At 69.2% G+C, this 16,305-nt stretch carries 18 protein-coding genes; 11 read left to right on the top strand and 7 right to left on the bottom strand.

Annotated features, from left to right (window positions below):
- The first annotated feature begins 246 nt into the window (after positions 1-246).
- The 7 genes from QFZ53_RS06735 (at position 247) to QFZ53_RS06705 (ending at position 5,456) form a co-directional block, all read left to right on the top strand.
- Complete coding sequence (locus QFZ53_RS06735; protein ID WP_292906129.1) at positions 247-942, top strand: winged helix-turn-helix domain-containing protein; 696 nt, start codon at positions 247-249, stop codon at positions 940-942.
- A gap of 58 nt (positions 943-1,000) precedes the next feature.
- Positions 1,001-1,957 (top strand): DNA-3-methyladenine glycosylase family protein, encoded by a 957-nt coding sequence (locus tag QFZ53_RS06730; RefSeq protein WP_307294846.1) that lies wholly within the window; start codon positions 1,001-1,003, stop codon positions 1,955-1,957.
- 19 nt (positions 1,958-1,976) lie between these two features.
- A complete protein-coding gene (locus tag QFZ53_RS06725; RefSeq protein ID WP_307294844.1) occupies positions 1,977-2,183 on the top strand; it encodes a hypothetical protein in 207 nt (68 codons plus the stop codon).
- Positions 2,184-2,217: 34 nt separating this feature from the next.
- Positions 2,218-2,967 (top strand): siderophore-interacting protein, encoded by a 750-nt coding sequence (locus QFZ53_RS06720; RefSeq protein WP_307294842.1) that lies wholly within the window; start codon positions 2,218-2,220, stop codon positions 2,965-2,967.
- A 139-nt stretch (positions 2,968-3,106) separates the two neighbouring features.
- Positions 3,107-3,511: a VOC family protein gene (locus QFZ53_RS06715; protein ID WP_307294841.1), complete on the top strand. Its 405-nt coding sequence runs from the start codon at positions 3,107-3,109 to the stop codon at positions 3,509-3,511.
- Positions 3,512-3,773: 262 nt separating this feature from the next.
- Positions 3,774-4,943, top strand: a complete 1,170-nt coding sequence (locus QFZ53_RS06710; protein WP_292906119.1) for an RtcB family protein — start codon at positions 3,774-3,776, stop codon at positions 4,941-4,943.
- A 120-nt stretch (positions 4,944-5,063) separates the two neighbouring features.
- On the top strand, positions 5,064-5,456 hold the full coding sequence (locus QFZ53_RS06705; RefSeq protein ID WP_307294838.1) for a VOC family protein: 393 nt from the start codon (positions 5,064-5,066) through the stop codon (positions 5,454-5,456).
- On the opposite strand, the gene QFZ53_RS06700 is transcribed toward QFZ53_RS06705, so the two are convergent.
- Complete coding sequence (locus tag QFZ53_RS06700; protein WP_307294835.1) at positions 5,457-6,896, bottom strand: MFS transporter; 1,440 nt, start codon at positions 6,894-6,896, stop codon at positions 5,457-5,459.
- On the bottom strand, positions 6,893-8,251 hold the full coding sequence (locus QFZ53_RS06695; RefSeq protein WP_307294832.1) for a M20/M25/M40 family metallo-hydrolase: 1,359 nt from the start codon (positions 8,249-8,251) through the stop codon (positions 6,893-6,895). Before QFZ53_RS06695 ends, QFZ53_RS06700 begins: the two co-directional genes overlap by 4 nt.
- Positions 8,252-8,279: 28 nt before the next feature.
- Between QFZ53_RS06695 and QFZ53_RS06690 the strand changes: the two genes are divergently transcribed.
- From QFZ53_RS06690 to QFZ53_RS06680, 3 genes are all read left to right on the top strand, one after another.
- Complete coding sequence (locus tag QFZ53_RS06690; protein ID WP_307294830.1) at positions 8,280-9,290, top strand: FUSC family protein; 1,011 nt, start codon at positions 8,280-8,282, stop codon at positions 9,288-9,290.
- Between the two features lie 81 nt (positions 9,291-9,371).
- Positions 9,372-9,638, top strand: coding sequence for a glutaredoxin family protein (locus tag QFZ53_RS06685; RefSeq protein ID WP_292906107.1), 267 nt, complete (start codon positions 9,372-9,374; stop codon positions 9,636-9,638).
- A 93-nt stretch (positions 9,639-9,731) separates the two neighbouring features.
- Positions 9,732-10,142, top strand: a complete 411-nt coding sequence (locus QFZ53_RS06680) for a VOC family protein (protein ID WP_292906105.1) — start codon at positions 9,732-9,734, stop codon at positions 10,140-10,142.
- A 123-nt stretch (positions 10,143-10,265) separates the two neighbouring features.
- On the opposite strand, the gene thrC is transcribed toward QFZ53_RS06680, so the two are convergent.
- The 4 genes from thrC to QFZ53_RS06660 form a co-directional block, all read right to left on the bottom strand.
- Positions 10,266-11,669 (bottom strand): threonine synthase, encoded by a 1,404-nt coding sequence (gene thrC / locus QFZ53_RS06675; RefSeq protein ID WP_307294826.1) that lies wholly within the window; start codon positions 11,667-11,669, stop codon positions 10,266-10,268.
- Between the two features lie 102 nt (positions 11,670-11,771).
- Positions 11,772-12,881 (bottom strand): hypothetical protein, encoded by a 1,110-nt coding sequence (locus tag QFZ53_RS06670; protein WP_292906101.1) that lies wholly within the window; start codon positions 12,879-12,881, stop codon positions 11,772-11,774.
- Positions 12,856-13,455 (bottom strand): RNA polymerase sigma factor, encoded by a 600-nt coding sequence (locus tag QFZ53_RS06665; protein ID WP_307294821.1) that lies wholly within the window; start codon positions 13,453-13,455, stop codon positions 12,856-12,858. The genes QFZ53_RS06670 and QFZ53_RS06665 overlap by 26 nt, the downstream gene beginning before the upstream one ends.
- 56 nt (positions 13,456-13,511) lie before the next feature.
- On the bottom strand, positions 13,512-14,006 hold the full coding sequence (locus QFZ53_RS06660; protein WP_307294820.1) for a methylated-DNA--[protein]-cysteine S-methyltransferase: 495 nt from the start codon (positions 14,004-14,006) through the stop codon (positions 13,512-13,514).
- Between the two features lie 370 nt (positions 14,007-14,376).
- On the opposite strand from QFZ53_RS06660, the gene QFZ53_RS06655 reads away from it, so the two are divergent.
- Positions 14,377-15,978 carry a sigma-70 family RNA polymerase sigma factor gene (locus tag QFZ53_RS06655; RefSeq protein ID WP_307294817.1) on the top strand — a complete coding sequence of 534 codons (1,602 nt, stop codon included), beginning with the start codon at positions 14,377-14,379 and terminating at the stop codon, positions 15,976-15,978.
- On the opposite strand, the gene QFZ53_RS06650 is transcribed toward QFZ53_RS06655, so the two are convergent.
- Positions 15,879-16,301 (bottom strand): CHY zinc finger protein, encoded by a 423-nt coding sequence (locus QFZ53_RS06650; RefSeq protein WP_307294814.1) that lies wholly within the window; start codon positions 16,299-16,301, stop codon positions 15,879-15,881. The two genes, QFZ53_RS06655 and QFZ53_RS06650, sit on opposite strands and share 100 nt — an antisense overlap.
- Positions 16,302-16,305: the final 4 nt, after the last annotated feature.

Below are 16,305 nucleotides of genomic sequence, written 5' to 3'. Positions count from 1 at the left end.
ACCAACGCACGCCCTTTGTCCGCCCAGGAGGCGAACAGGACTGCCGGGATGATGATGCCCGGTCGCGTTGGCATGTGTTGCCGAATGTGTCGCTGAACGAACAGCCACCCCGCCTGACCTGACCCCTCGCGATCTGCGGGGCAGGGTCTCCGAGCACCCACCCTTGCTCGATCTCTCCGGCTCCGCCCGGTCATTCATGCAACGCATCAGAGCCGCATCGGCTCACGTCCCCGAGGACTCATCATCATGTCGAACACTGCCCTTCTCGAGCGTCCCGCCGCCACCGCCGTCCGCCAGTCGGCCTCTTCCGCCGCGCAGCTCGCCGCAGACCTGCCCGCCGTCCGCTCACCGCGCGGCTTCGCCCTCTACGTCGGACTCGACGAGATCAAGGCGGCCGAGGCCGGAGTGAGCCTCCCCCTCCTCGTCGACGCGCTTCGTCGCACGCTCGCAGAACTCGCCCCCGGCGCCGAGACCCACGCCACCGTGGCGCTCGCACCGCACGGCTCCGGAGGCCGCGACCTCGACGTCGTCCGCCTCGCCCTGCAGGAGCCGGGGGCGATCGCCCGCACCAAGGCCGCAGCCGAAGAGGAGACCACCGACGAGGAAGGCGGCGTGGTCGTCGACATCTCGCGCAAGCGCGTGCTGATCGACGGCGAATCCGCCGCGTTCACCTACAAGGAGTTCGAGCTGTTGCAGTACCTGGTCCTCCGCGAGGGCCGCACCATCGAGCGCAGCGAGCTCGTCTCGGCGCTGTGGCAGGCGCAGGACGACGAGACTCCCGGCGAGCGCACCATCGACGTGCACGTGCGTCGCCTGCGCGCCAAGCTCGGCCGCTACGAGGACATCGTGCGCACCGTCCGTGGAATCGGCTACCGCTTCGACCGTCACGCCGACGTCGTCATCCGCTACGGCCACGGCACCCCCTCGCCCGACCGCTTCTGACCCGACTGCCGCACGCGGCTCTCATCTCGACGTCGGCAGCGCCGCGTAGGGTGTTCGCATGACGTTGACGGCGGGTGCGGAATCGGATGCTGTGGCATCCGCTGCCCCGCTCCAGTCCGTCTACCGCCCTGCGAGACCGGTCGACCTGCTGCGTACGGTCGGCGTGCTGCGCCGCGGTCCGAACGATCCGACGACCGTGATCGACGGACCGGTGCTCTGGCGCGCGGTACGGACGCCCTCTGGCGTGGCGACCCTGGCCCTGCGCGAGTCGTCGGGCGAGATCAGGGCGACGGCGTGGGGAGTCGGTGCGTCTCATGCGCTCGACACCGTGCCCGATCTCTGCGGAGCGAGCGACGATGACGACGGCTTCGACGCCTCGCTGCATCCGGTGATCGCCGACTCCGCCCGCAGGCACCCCTCGCTGCGCCTGACCAGGACGGGACAGGTCTTCGACGCGCTCGCCTGCGCGATCATCGAGCAGAAGGTCACGGGCCTGCAGGCCTTCGGCGCGTGGCGGCATCTCGTCTCACGTTTCGGCGAGCGCGCACCGGGGCCGACGCCCCGGCCGATGTTCGCGGCTCCACCCCCCGCCGTGTGGCGGAGCATTCCCTCGTGGGCGTGGCATCGAGCAGGAGTGGAGCCTTCGCAGTCGAAGACGATCGCACGATCGGCCGAGCGAGGGGCGAGCATCGAGCGCGCCCTGCTGGCTTCACCCGACGGCCCGGCCCGCGACAGGGTTCTGACGAGCCTTCCCGGCATCGGCATCTGGACATCCGCCGAGACCCGCATCCGGGCTCTCGGCGACGCCGATGCCGTGAGCATCGGCGACTATCACCTCGCCCACGAGGTGGGCTACGCCCTCGCCGGCGCGCGCACCGATGACGACGGCATGCTCGAACTGCTCGCGCCCTGGGCCGGGCAGCGCCAGCGGGTGATCCGGCTGATCCTCGCGAGCGGCATGCGCGAACCGCGCCGCGGTCCGCGCCTCGCACCCGAGGATCACCGGCGACGGTGAGACCCCTAGGCTGAATCGCATGAACTCCGCTCCGCGCACCGGCATCCGCGTCGCCGTCTCCGCCGGGCTCCTCGTGCTCGGCGTCATCATCGGGCTGATCTTCGAGAACGTGTGGCTGGGCGTGCTGCTCGCCGTGATCGTCTGGTTCGGGTGGTTCCTCGGCTTCGAATCCCGCCGTGGGCACCATGAAGGCGTGAACGACGAGGACAACGGCATCGAACTCTGAGCCGCCGCATGGCTGATCGGGATAGCCTCGCCTCATGAGCTTCTCCCTTGAGCGTCGTGGCCTCGAGCTGCGCTTCCGCATCGTCACCCTGGCCTCTCGCGACTGGCTCGCCCCCGATTTCGTGCGGGTGCGCCTGACCGGCAGCGATCTGGCCGGATTCGACTCTCTGGGCTCCGACGATCACATGCGCCTGTTCTTCCCGACAGGCCCGATCGGCTCTATCGAGGAGGTGCGCGCGTCCCCGAGCCGCGAGTACACGCCTCTCGCCTGGGAAGACGACTGGCTCGAAGTCGAGTTCGCGGTGCATGGAGATGAGGGGGTCGCTGCGCGCTGGGCGGCGACTGCTTCCTTGGGCTCATCCATCGGCGTCGGCGGGCCACGGGGTTCGGCCGTGCTCGAAGGAACGCCCGGATCGTGGCTGCTCGCGGGCGATGAGACGGCCATTCCCGCGATCCGGCGCTTCGCCGCCCTGATCCCCACGGGCTCTCCTGCCCGCATCCTCGTCGAGACGGTGGACGCCGACCACCAGGTGGACATCGACGCCCCCGTGGACATCGAGTGGGTGCACCGTGGCAGCGCAGCTGCCGGCTCGGCGCTGATCGCACGCCTCGACGCGCTCACCGAAGCGGATGCCGGCGCCGACCCGTTCGTGTTCATCGCCGCCGAGCAGTCGATCGTCAAGCCCGGCCGCGCCTTGCTCGAGCGCTGGGACGTCGACACCTCGCGCGCCGTCGTGAAGGGCTACTGGAAGCGCGGCGAGGCCGAGTACCACGCCCCACACTGATCTGCGCAGTGGTGCGGCGAGTGCACGGCATCCCGTCGAGTGCACGGCCGGTCAACGTGCGGATCCCGTGCACTCGGCGACATCATGTGCTCTCGGCGACGGTTCGCGCATCGGCCGCAGCATCCGCGAGACTGGATGCATGGCACTCGTCGATCATCTGGGCATCACCGTCGCCGACGTCGCGCGCGGCCGCGCCCAGTTCCACCCCGTGCTGACGGCGTTGGGCTACGAGCTCGGCACCGAGGAGGAGGGCGGGATCTCGTGGCACCACGGCGACGACACCGAGATCATCATCTTCGCGCCCCTCGAGGAGAGCACCGGGCCGCACGTGCACGGCCGCGTCGGCTGGCAGCACCTCGCCTTCTCGATCGACTCCCCTGAGGAGGTCGATCGTCTTCATGCCGTGGCGGTGGGCGCGGGCTGGACCGTCGTGCGCGAGCCGAAGCTCTTCCCGAGGTTCAACGAGCGCTACTACGCGTCGTTCGTCGAGGACGACAACGGCATCCGTCTCGAGTTCATATACAACCCGCCGCGGGAGTCTTGACACCGCCAGCCAGCCTCCCCTATCGTGGCAAAGCTGTGCCGACCGGCGCAGCACTCAGCCGAGGAGACGACGGAATGACCGCCATGCGCGTGCTTCCCACGGTCCTTGCCTTCGATCAGAAGCGCAATGACCGCTACGAGTCGTACCCTCCGGCGCGCGCCGTGTGACAGCATCCGCTGTCCCCTGCCCCGCACCGTCAGGTCCGGGGCTTTTTTCATGAGTTCCCGACCTGTGACTGAAACCGCAGAGAAGGAAAGGAACCATGGAGAGGCTCTCCGCACGGCTGCTGTCATGGGCTTCGCTGATCGACGAGAAGACGCTCGATCAGGCGAAGACCACGGCGCGCATGCCGTTCATCCACCCGCACCTGGCGCTGATGCCGGATGCGCACCTCGGCAAGGGGGCGACCGTCGGATCGGTCATCCCGACGCTCGGCGCGATCATTCCCGCGGCCGTCGGGGTCGACATCGGCTGCGGCATGATCGCCGTGCGCACGCAGTTCACGAAGGACGCGCTCGACGGACGCGACCTCACCCCGCTGCGGGAAGCCATCGAACGCGCCGTTCCACTGTCGGCGGGTCACCACAACCGCAAGGTCGTGGCCACCGCCGAGCCGCGGATCGCCGAGCTCGAGGCCCTCGCCGAGAAGGCCGGGTTCGACCCCGCGAAGTACGCGGGCAACTGGCGACTGCAGCTGGGATCGCTCGGCTCGGGGAACCACTTCATCGAGATCTCGACCGACGAGCTGGGCCGCATCTGGCTGTTCCTGCACTCGGGCTCACGAGGCGTCGGCAACAAGATCGCCATGCACCACATCGTCATCGCGCAGCGGCTGGCGAAGCGATGGTGGATCGACCTCCCCGACCCCGACCTGGCCTACCTGGTCGAGGGAACCCCGGAGTTCACGCAGTACATCAGGGAGCTCCGGTGGGCGCAGCACTTCGCGCTGCTGAACCGGGAGGAGATGATGGACCGGGTCGTGCGGCAGGTGTCGGACTTCCTCGGAGGCGCGGTCGACGAGCAGGAGCGGATCAACTGCCATCACAACTTCACCGAGTCCGAGAGGCACTTCGGAAAGCAGGTGTGGGTGTCTCGTAAGGGAGCGATCCAGGCGGATGCCGGTCGACCGGGGCTGATCCCCGGATCGATGGGAACCGCGTCGTACGTGGTCGAGGGGCTCGGCAACCCGCTGTCGCTGAACTCCTCGCCGCACGGCGCCGGGCGCGAGTACTCGCGGTCGGCGGCACGGCGGACGTTCACGCACGAGCAGCTGCGTGAGGCGATGGTCGGGATCGAGTTCCGAGACACCGACGCCTTCATCGACGAGATCCCGCAGGCGTACAAGCCGATCGACCAGGTGATGGCGGATGCCGGTGACCTCGTGTCGATCCGGCACACGCTGCGCCAGCTGGTGAACGTCAAGGGGAACTGAGTCCCCCGAGCACGGCTTCGGAGACGGCGAGCGGCGTGCCGCGAGGAGAGCGGATGCTGCGGCACGCCGCATCCGCTCTCCGAAGCCGTGCCCGGGTCGACGGTGGGCGAGACTGGTCTCATGGCGACTTTCGATCACATCGGCATCAGCGTCGAGTCGGTGCCCGCGGCATCCGCTCAGTTCCACCCCGTCTTCGAGGCGCTCGGCTACGTCCGCGCGCACGACGCCGAAGACCTCGCCTATTGGCGGAAGGACGACGAACCGGAGGTGCTGCTGTACCCGGCCCGGGAGGACGGCGTGCACCGGCACGGCAAGGTGGGCTGGCAGCATCTCGCTTATGCGGTCGACTCGCGTGCCGACGTCGACAGGATGCACGACATCGCGATCGCGGCCGGCTGGAGCGCGGTGCGCGATCCCAAGGAGTATCCGCGCTTCAGCGAGCGCTACTACGCCTCGTTCGTGGAGGACGACAACGGCATCCGCCTGGAGTTCATGTACAACCCTCGCGACTGATCAGACGGCCACGACCTCACGGTCGGTGAACGACTCCTTCGGCACGAACACGAGCAGCGCAGCGGCGGCGAGCGCGGTGACGCCGCAGACGACCCATACCGTGACGTAGCCCGCGAACGATCCTGCGGTGCCCTCGGCCGCGGCTCCGCTCACCCCGTGCAACAGCGCGATGCCGAAGACGCACGACGCGATGGCGCCGCCGACGGTCTTGACCGAGTTCGTGAGGCCGGTCGCAACGCCGGTCTGGCTCGCCGGAGCCGCAGATGCCGCGGCCGCCGGGAGCGCGGCGACGAGGGCGCCAGAACCGACCCCGACGACCACCATGTTCGCGATGACCTGCGCGTAGGCGTCATGGAACGGCACGAACATCAGGAAGCCGACGCCGACGAGCACCGATGCGCCCATGAGGGTCAGTCTCGGGGTGACGGCGCGGGCGACCATCGGGAACAGCAGGGCGCCGCCGATCATGGCGATCAGGTAGATGCCGATGATGAGCGAGGTGGCGAAGCCCGTCGTGCCGAGACCATAGCCGTAGACCGACGGATCGGTGCGCGCGAACGTCGACAGCGGCGCCTGGGCGCCCAGCACGCTCACCCCGAAAAGGCCGGCGGTGAGGAAGACCGGACCGAGCGCCGGCGAGCGGAACATGCGCACGTCGATGAGCGGATCGGGGTGACGAAGCTCCCACAGCGCGAACGGGACCACGAGCACGACGCCGAGCACGACCACCGCCCACGACCACGGGTTCGTGAGCCCTCCTTCGAGCCGAAGGAGGGCGAGCCCTCCGGTGAAGCACAGCAGGGCGATCGAGATCAGCACCACTCCGACCGTGTCGAACACGCCGCCGGTCGGCTCGGGCGATTCCTTCACCCCGAGGAGCACGACGAAGAAGCAGATGATGACGAGGAGTGCGGGCACCAGCAGCACGACGGTCAGCGGCAGCACGTCGATCAGCGCACCGCCGACGAGGGCGCCGATGATCGCCCCGCCTTCGAGCGCGGCGACGAGCAGACCAGCCGCCTTCGCCGTGATCGACGAGCGCCCCTCCAGGCGCCGAGATCGCGACCAGATCAGGGCGATCTCCAGCGGCAGCCACACGACGTAGAAGCCCATCAGCGCCCACGCGATGAGGAACAGCTCGAACGAGTCGGTGAACGGCAGCACCAGAGCGGCCGCGGCGGTCAGCGCCGTCGAGATGAGCAGCATCCGCTTGTGGCCCACCATGTCGCCGAGCTTGGCGAAGGCGGGTACGACGAGGGCCGAGAGCATCAGCTGAGTGCCTTCGAGCCAGTTCACGTCTGCGTCGTGCACGCCCAGATGCCGGGCGATGTCGGTGAGCATGGGGGTGTAGTAGCCCTGCAGCACGCCGCTGGTGAACTCGACGAAGGCGAGGAAGCCGACGACGGTCGCGAGGGTGCCGAGAGTGCGGGTGCGGGTCATCGCTGCTCCTGTTCCGGGGCGGTGAGCGATTCGATGAGTGTCCGATGGAACAGCTCTCCTAGCTCCAACGCCGCGATCTCGACGTTCTCGTCGACTCCGTGGATGGACGCGCGCTGGGCATTCGACATGTCGAGCGGTGCGAAGCGGTACACCGCCGGCGCGAAGCGGTGGAAATGCCGAGAATCGGTGGCGGCCATCATCACGTAGGGCACGGGTGCGACGCCCGGATGCGAGACGGCCAGCGCCTCGGCGAGCAGGGCGAACTGGTCGTTGTCGGTGGGCGACTCGGGCGAGGGTTCGCTCGCCTCGACGACGGTGACCGACACGAGCGGGTCCCGGATGCGACGGCGGACCCGCAGCACGGTCTGCTGCGCGGTCTCCCCGAGAGCGATGCGCAGGTTGACAGTGGCGGATGCTGCGGACGGCAGCACGTTCGCAGCCGTCCCTCCGGACTGCATGGTCGCCGCCACCGTGGTCCGCACGAGTGCGGCCGGTTCGCCACCCAGCGCCGCGAAGACCTGGCCGGTGAGCAGCGGCGCTGATCCGAGCAGGCGCAGCAGGTGCCGTGCGGGACCCGGCGTCTGCGCGGCGAGCTGCGTCAGCATCCGACCGATCGCCTTCGACGCCCGCGGGCGAAACGTGCGAGGGCCCAGTCGGTCGACCGCTCTCGCGATCCGCCGCACCGCCGTCAGAGTGGGCGGCGCTGACGCGTGACCGCCGTCGCCGCGCGCCGACAACCGCACCGTCATCACACCCTTCTCCCCCACGCCGATCATCGCCGCACGGCCCGGCACGAACGGCAACGGCGCCTCGACGACCGCGCCGCCTTCGTCGACGACGAGCCACGGCGTGATCCCCCGCTCGCGGAGAACCCGCGCGATCTCCTCGGCTGCGTCGCCGAAGGTCTCCTCGTTACCGCCCAAGCTCAGATAGACGTCGCGCGCGGGCGTGAAGCCTGCGGCGAGCAGGTTCTCGACTGCCTCGAGCACGACGATCAGCGGGCCCTTGTCGTCGAGTGCTCCCCGGCCGTGGACGACGCCGTCGGCGATCACGCCGGCGAATGGCGGGTGAGTCCACTCGTCGCTCTCGTCGACCGGGACGACGTCGTAATGCGCCATGAGCACGAGCGGATCGCCGGCACCCGTTCCCATCCAGCGGAACAGCAGCCCGAACTCGGTGTGCCGCTCGAGCGCCAGGCTCTCGTGCAGGAGCGGGTACTGCTCGGCGATCAGCGCGACGAACGACTCGAAAGGCTCGAGGCCTCGCTCACCGAGCTCGGCCGACACGGTCGGAAGCCGGATCATCTGCGAGAGTCGCTCGGCGATGCCGGGGCGGGGTGCGGTCACGCCCGCCATCGTATCCCCCGCCTGCGAGGATGGAAGGGTGAGTCTGTTCGCCTTCGCCCCCTCGCGCGGTCCGCGCTGGCAGCTCGCGCTGCAGGCGGCGCTCGGCATCTCGGTGCCGATCGCCGTGATGACGATCGCGGGCCAGCCTGCACTCGGATATCTGGCGGCGTCCGGCGCGTTCACGGTGCTGCACTACGGCTCGCTGCCGGTGGTCGAGCGCGCACGCGTGCTGCCGATCGTCGGTGCGGCGCTCATCGCCGCGGCCGGGCTCGGCGCTCTCGCGTCCAGTGCGATCTGGCTCGCGAGCGCCGGTCTGGTCATCATCGCGATCGCGAGCGCTGCGCTCGCCTTCGGGTTCCGACTCGGACCCCCTGGCCCGCTCTTCTTCGTCCTGACCTTCGGTCTCGCGGCGCACATCGTCGGCTCCGGAGCCATCGGCGGTGGACTGTACGTCGCGGCGTTCGCCGCAGGATGCCTGTTCTCGTATCTCCTGTCGCTGACGCCGCTCGTGCTGCCTCGTGTGCGGAACAGGGCCTCGCGCACCCTTCGTGCGCTGTTCCCCGGCCCGACGCTGACACCCGACGGACGGATGCTGCTGCTCCGCGTCGCGCTGGTGGCCGCGATCGGTGTGCTGCTCGGTCTGGTGATCGACCCCACCCGCACGTACTGGGTCGTCGGCTCCGGTATCGCCGTGATCGGAGTGGCCGCCGCACGCAGGGCCGCTTTCGAGCGCGGGCTGCATCGGATGCTGGGCACCGTCGTCGGCGCGGGCGTGTACGCGCTGCTGGTGCTGCTGCACCCGTCCGGGCTGCTGCTGGCCCTTCTGCTGGGCGTCCTTCAGTTCACGATCGAGATCATCGTCGTGCGTCACTACGCACTCGCGCTCGTCTTCATCACGCCGATGGTGCTGCTGCTCGCGGGAGCCGCGACGGGCACGATCGGCTCGCTCGACATCGCGTTCGAGCGCATCGTCGACACCCTCGTCGGTGCGGCTCTCGGTGCGGCATCCGGCGTCCTGCATCCGCGGACCGCGCCCACCGAGCGTTGACCGGCACGCAGGCCTAGGGAACATCGGCGGACCGCGGCCGGTTGGAACAGACGGAGTCCTGCACGGACACGAAAGGCGACGATGGAACTCACCCTGATCAGCTCGTCGTTCTGCGGGGCGTGCTCACGCACGCGAGCGGTGCTCGCCGATGCGGCGCGGTTCCTGCCGGGGGCGACCGTGACGGAGATCGACGTGGCGCGAGATCCGGATGCCGCAGAGGCGCTGGACATCCGCTTCACTCCGACCGTCGTGATCCGCGACGACGCCGGCGCCGAAGTGTTCCGCGCTGAGGGTGTGCCCACCGTTCCTCAGGTGCTCACCGCCGCCGTCAAGGCGCTCCCCGGCTGATCCGGAGGCTCTTGCGGGGGCGACGCACCCGGCGCAGACTGGGCCTGCCCGCCTGGAACCCTCGCGTGCATCCACTCGACACCGGGAGCCGACATGGCCAATCTCAATCCGTATCTCTCCTTCCGCGACAACGCGCGTCAGGCCATGGAGTTCTACCAGGGCGTGCTCGGGGGCGATCTCGACGTCAACGTCTTCTCGGAATTCCCCGACATGATCCAGGACCCGAGCGAAGGCGACCTCGTCATGCACGCGCAGCTCACGACGCCGGACGGCTTGGTCCTGATGGCGTCGGATACCCCGAGCTCGATGCCGTACGTGGCACCGCAGGGGTTCTCGGTCTCGCTGAGCGGAACCTCCGCCGAGGCCACGCATGCCGTGTGGGACGGCCTGTCCGACGGCGCCACCGTGACGATGCCGCTGGCTGAGGCGCCCTGGGGCGGCCTGTTCGGCATGCTCGTGGACCGCTTCGGCGTGAACTGGATGCTCAACGGCGACCCGACCTGACCTGGCCTCGGCGACCGTTCGACGACGCCGAGACCCCCTGATACTGCCGAGACCCCCACGTATCGACACGAATACGTGGGGGTCTCGGCGCGAAACGGGGGTCTCGGCGACGTGCGCGCGGGGTCAGCGCAGCGCGTGCTCCTCGATGAAGGCGCGCAGTGCGGCCGCATCGTCGGGCAGTTCGGTGACCTGCTGAGGGGCGTCGAGCATGGTGCGCAGCTCGGGCGAGTAGTCGAGCTCGACGCCGATCGCCTCACGGATCGTCTCGGCGAACTTCTGGGGCTTCGCGGTCTCGAGCACGAGCATCGGCACGCCGGACTCGATGTACTCGCGTGCGACCTTGACGCCGTCGGCCGTGTGCGGGTCGATGATGTCATCCGATGCCTCGTGCACCGCGCGGATCGTCTCGAGCCGGTCGGCGTGGGTCGAGGTGCCGCTGACGATGCCGAACTCCTCTTCGAAGCGGGCGAGCTCGTCCGTGAAGTCGACGAAGCCCTGCTCGTCGAGATCGCGCCAGGCGCCGACGACACGAGCCGGGTCGCGGTCGACCAGCTCGAAGATGAAGCGCTCGAGGTTGGACGCCTTGGAGATGTCCATCGACGGGCTCGAGGTCGCCAGAGTCTGCTGGGCGCTGCGCGGGCGGTAGATGCCGGTGCGGAAGAACTCGTCGAGGACGTTGTTCTCGTTGGCCGCGAGCACCAGACGGCGCAGCGGCAGGCCCATCTGCTTGGCGTAGAAGCCCGACAGGATGTTGCCGAAGTTGCCGGACGGCACGGTGATGCTCAGCTCGGTCCAGCCGCCGGCATCCGTCGCCCGCAGCCAGGCCCAGAAGTAGTAGACGACCTGCGCGGTGATGCGCGCGAGGTTGATCGAGTTCACGGCGCCGAGGTGCTGCGTGCGCTTGAAGTCGAGGTCGCCGGCGAGCTCTTTCACGAGGTTCTGGCAGTCGTCGAAGACGCCGTCGACAGCGATGTTGTGGATGTTCTCGTCGTCGATCGAGAACATCTGCGCCCGCTGGAAGGCGCTCATGCGGCCCTGCGGCGAGAGCATGAACACCGAGATGCGCTCCTTGCCGCGCAGGGCGTGCTCGGCCGCGGAGCCGGTATCGCCCGAGGTCGCCCCGAGGACGTTCAGCACGGATCCCTTGCGCTCGAGCGCGTACTCGACGACCTGCCCGAGGAACTGCATCGCCATGTCCTTGAACGCCAGCGTCGGACCTTCGGAGAGGCCGACGAGCGTGATGCCGCCGTCGATCTCTCGCAGTGGGACGACCGATTCGGGGAACGGCGCGTACGCGGCCTCGGTCATGCGCGCGAGGTCTTCGCGCGGGATGTCGGTCGCGAACAGGCCGAGAACCTCGGTCGCGAGCTGCGGGTAGGTGAGTGCTCGCCAGCGCTCGAGGGTCTCGCCGTCGACCGTCGGCATGACCTCCGGGACGGCGAGTCCGCCGTCGGTCGCCAGGCCTTCGAGCAGGGTGTCGCAGTACGGCAGCGGCTGCATGCCGCCTCGGGTCGAGATGTACTGCACGGGGGCTCCTCAAGTCGGAATCGGCGCGGGGACTTCCATTCTCGCAGGTGCCGAGGAGCGGATGACACGGGGCGGATGCCGCGGCATCCGCCCCGTGTCGCATCACGGCTGCGGCGCCTCGTCGACGACACTGACCTCGATCGACCACGTCGTCCACGGGATGTCAGCCGGAACGACGCGCGTGGAGCGACCCGTCGGATACGAATCGCGGTAGCCGACGATGCGACCGGAGTCCGTGTCGATGTCGACCTGCTGCACGTGCTCCTCGCCGAGATCCGATCCCTCTCCGAGGCGGGTGCGCAGCTCGAGAGTCGTGACAGTGCCCGTCTGCCCCGCCACGTCGACGCCGCCGAGCAGCCCGAGCACGTGCAGCGTGGCCACGCGCAGATCCGCCGGCATGAGGTCTGTGCCCAGAGCGCGAGTGATGTAACTGAAGAGGTAGCCGCTGTCGTCCGATGTGGAGAGGTGCTGCCGGTACCAGGAGAGCAACCGATCCGGGTCACGTGGCATCTCGTCGTAGAACTCGCGGAACGGATCGAAGAACTGGTCATCGCTCGTCGTCTCCGGATCCCACGACTGCAGCCCCGCCGGCAGCCGCTCCAGTCCGCCCGGATCGGCGTCGCGCTCGGGGTAGGACTCGACCAACCGCTGATAGGCCGGAAGGGCGGCCTGATCGCCGTACACGTCGAGCACCTCGTTCACGAACCGGTCATCGAGGATCCAGTCCCCCGAGCGGTCGCTCGGCACATACAGGTCGCGCACTCCGCGAGCGCGCACAGCGCCCTCGGAATTCTCGAAGGTCGAGGTGTTGAATCCTGCGACGTACTCGTCGGAGGTCGCCGGATCCGCATCGGCGTCCCACAGCGACACCAGCTCGTAGGTCTCGCTGACCTTCAGGTACTGTCCCGGCCCGACGACGGGATCGGTCCCCGCCAGCACTTTTCCCGCGGCGTCGTTGAGAACCGCGACTGCGGCAGCGGACGCCGTCTCCGGTACGACCGGCGCGACGGTCCCCACGATCACGATGGTCGCGACGGCGGCGGCTGCGGATGCCGTACCCAACGCCCCTCCCCATACCCAACCACGGCGCACACGGCGCGGCGGTCGCTCCGCCATCGCGGCGACGAGGGTCCGACGTGAGGCGGCGATGCGGGTCGCCGCGGTGTCATCCGGCGTGTTCTCGATCTCACGCACCAGCTCCAAGACGTCCATCTTCCAGCTCCTTTCCGATCCAGGTGAGGCGTGTGAGCTGCGACCCCGGCGGGGCCAGCTTGCGACGGACGCGGTTCAGCCGCGACCACACGGTGCCGACGGGCACTCCGAGCGCCTGGGCGATCTCTTCGTGGCTCAGTCCGCCCCATGCGAGCAGCAGCAGCGTCTCGCGGTCTCTCGCCGACAGCGCGGCGATGCGCGGGGCGAGCGCGGCGATCGCCGCGGCGGCATCCATGCGCACCCCCGCCTCGTCGATGCCGCCCTCGGTCGTGTGCTCGCCGCCCATCGATGCCGTGATCGCTCGCCAATGCCGCGCCTCGGTCGCCCGGTGCCGCGCGGCGACCCGCGTGGCGATCCCGAGCAGCCAGGGCCGAGCGGAGTCCCACGCGCGATCGAACGAATCGCGTCTGCGAAAAGCGATCAGGAAGGTCTCGCTGAGGGCGTCTTCCGCAGCATCCGGTCCGAGCCTTCGTCGGAGGAAGGACTCGACCGACGTTGCGTGCCGGTCGAACACCTCGGCGAACGCCTGCGGTGTCCGCTCGGATCGGCGGAAGATGTCACTGTCTGTGCTCACACCAGGTATTCCTCGATCGCGCGATTCCGCTTCACGTTCTTCTTCGCAGCGGATGCTCAGAACAGAGAAGTCGGCAGCGCTCCCTCGTGCTCGAGCAGCCAGCGCTTGGTCTCGAGCCCCTGCCCCGGCTCGCCGCCCGAGTAACCGCCCAAGCCGTCGCCGGCCACCACACGATGGCAGGGAACGATCAGCGGAACGGGGTTCGCGCCCATGATCGCGCCGATCCCGCGGGCAGGGATCGTGGTGCCGCTGCGCACGGCCAGTTCTCCGTATGTGACGGTGTCTCCGGACGCGACCGTCTCGAACAGCGCCGTCAGCACGGCACGGGTCGCATCGGTCTGCGCGCCGAGATCGATCGGCAGGTCGAAATCGCGCCTCTCGCCGTCGAAGTACTCACGCAGCTGTGCGATCGCCTCATCGAGCAGGGCGTCCGGCCCGGCATCCGCTCCGACCGGCGCCGTCGACCGCCAGGTCACCTGGGTGATCGCCGCGCCCGAGCTGACGACGCCGATCACGCCGACGGGCGTCCGCAGGGTTCCGAATGAGGGCATGGGGTGAGACTACGCCCCACCGGCGACAGCCGGATCATGCGTGTGGCAGAGGGACCGACCGGCCGCATCGACGTGGCTGACGAGCACCGGCTGACCGCCGGCGGAGAAGATCTCGAAGAAAGTTTCCGGAACCCGCGTCATGATCCGTTCGTGAGCGCGTCTTGCTTGTGTGACGAAGATCGATTCTTGGGGATAATCCTTCGCATCGACGTCTGGGCCGCCTCTCCCCTCATGTGCGGCCCGCGGGTGGGGCCTCCTCCCATGGCCCCACCCGCCTTCTCTTCTCACGGGTCATGCAGACGTGCGGTCACCGCTCTGGGGTATTCTCGGCTCACCGGCACCCGAAGCCGGTCGCTCACCTTGAGGTCTGATGGACGAACCACGCGACGCCCCGGAGTCGGACAACGCCCTGCTGCTGCGCAGCCGCAGCGGTGACCGCCACGCGTTCTCCGAGCTCTGGCGCCGGCATTCGCCCGTCGCCGTCGCCTACGCCCGGAGCCTCGGCGCATCTCCCCCCGACCCGGAGGACGTCGTCTCCGATGCCTTCCTGAGCATCCTCCGGCAGCTCCGCAGCGGCAAGGGACCGCAGCGCAGCTTCCGTCCCTACCTGCTCACGACCGTCAAGAACACCTGGATGGGCCATGCTCGACGAGCGCCGATCACGATGCCTCTTGACGACGCCGAGCATCCGCCATCTCTGATCGGATCGATCGACGTCGAGGCGATGGTGAACTCGGCGGCCGTCGTCGAGGCGTTCGGGTCGCTCCCCGAGCGCTGGCAGCACGCCTTGTGGCTCAGCGAGGTCGAGCAGCTGCCTCCCCGGGAGATCGCGGAGGTCCTGCACATCCGCCCGAACTCGGCGGCCGCGCTCACCTACCGCGCCCGAGACGCCCTGCGCAAGGCGTGGATCCGCGCGCACCTGCGCACCGCACCGATCGGCAGCGACCACGCTCGCGTGATCGAGCTGCTCGGAGCCTACGCGCACGACGACCTCGCGCCGCGGTCGGAGCGCTTCGTCACCACGCACATCGACGAGTGCGAGACCTGCAGATCCGCCGCCGGCGAGGCCAGGCATCTGGCGCGCGCGATGTCGCTCGGCCCGCTGCTGGCCGGCGGCACCGGACTCGTGCTCCTTCCCGCCCTGTTCCCGACCGAGCAGGCCGCGGCCGCGGCGACCGGACTCGCCGGATGGGCCGGACTTCCTGCCCACGTGCAACCGGCCCTCGACGCGGCAGGGAACACCGCCCCCGTGCTCTGGCCGGTCGCCGCAGCCACCGCCGTCGCACTGTCGATCAGCGGCAGCCTGTTCGTGCGCCCTGTCGCCGAGCCGGATGCGACGGCCGCACTCGCCCCGGCTGCGTCGGCGCCTGCGCGTCCGGCTCCCGCGGTTCCCTCTTCGGCGCCCGCGCCGGCGGTCACCGCACCCGCGCCGGTCGCGGCGGCGCCCGTTCCCGTTCCGGTCGCACCGCCCGCGACCACGAACCCGACCCCCGTCGCGCCGGTCGTCGAAGAACCCGTCGAAGACGCGGTCGACAAGACCGTCACGATCCTCACGAAGACCGACCGCGGTCGGGATCACGACGACGAGGATCCTGGCGGCGACGAAGGCAACGCGTTCGGTCACGACAAGAAGGGCGACGTCACTGCGGAAGACGTCGGCGACATGATGTCCGCCCGAGGGTCCTCCTGGTGGACGACCGCGGTCATCGTCTACGTCACAGCAGACGACGAGAGCATCAGCGTGGCGGTGTGGGGCGCGGATGAGACCGAGGTCGCACTCGTCGTCGACGATCAGACGATCGGAACAGCGTCGGACGAGGCGGTCGACTTCGATCTCGCGCTGCCCGAGGGCGAGCACACGCTCGAGGTGTACTACGTCGACGACGAAGGCGCTGTGGGAGACCTCGCGGCCGAGACAGTCGTCACGACGGGCAAGGCGCCTTCTCGCGAAGACGGCTCCACCTCGAAGTAGAGGTGCGCATGCAGTGCGCAGCCGGGGTTGAAGCTCGACGCGCACGACGGGCAGGCGGTGACCTCGAGGTACTCGGCGATGGACAGTTCGTCGCCGCACACGCCGCACAGCACGGCGCGCGCGCTCCTCGCCTCGATCGGCCAGGGGGAGCTGTCATGTCCGGCGACCTCGGCGTGACACAGATGGCACGGATAGTAGTCGCCGCAGCACGCGAAGCGGATCGCGACGATGTCGAGCTCCGTGCGGTAGTGGACGCACCGCGTCTGCCCGTCGACCACCGGCCCGAGCACGGGTGGAGGCGTGGAGAGCGGATGCTGCGGCATCCGC

It is taken from the genome of Microbacterium natoriense (genome assembly GCF_030816295.1).
GTDB lineage: Bacteria > Actinomycetota > Actinomycetes > Actinomycetales > Microbacteriaceae > Microbacterium > Microbacterium natoriense_A.
This window is presented reverse-complemented; position numbering and strand designations above follow the sequence as displayed.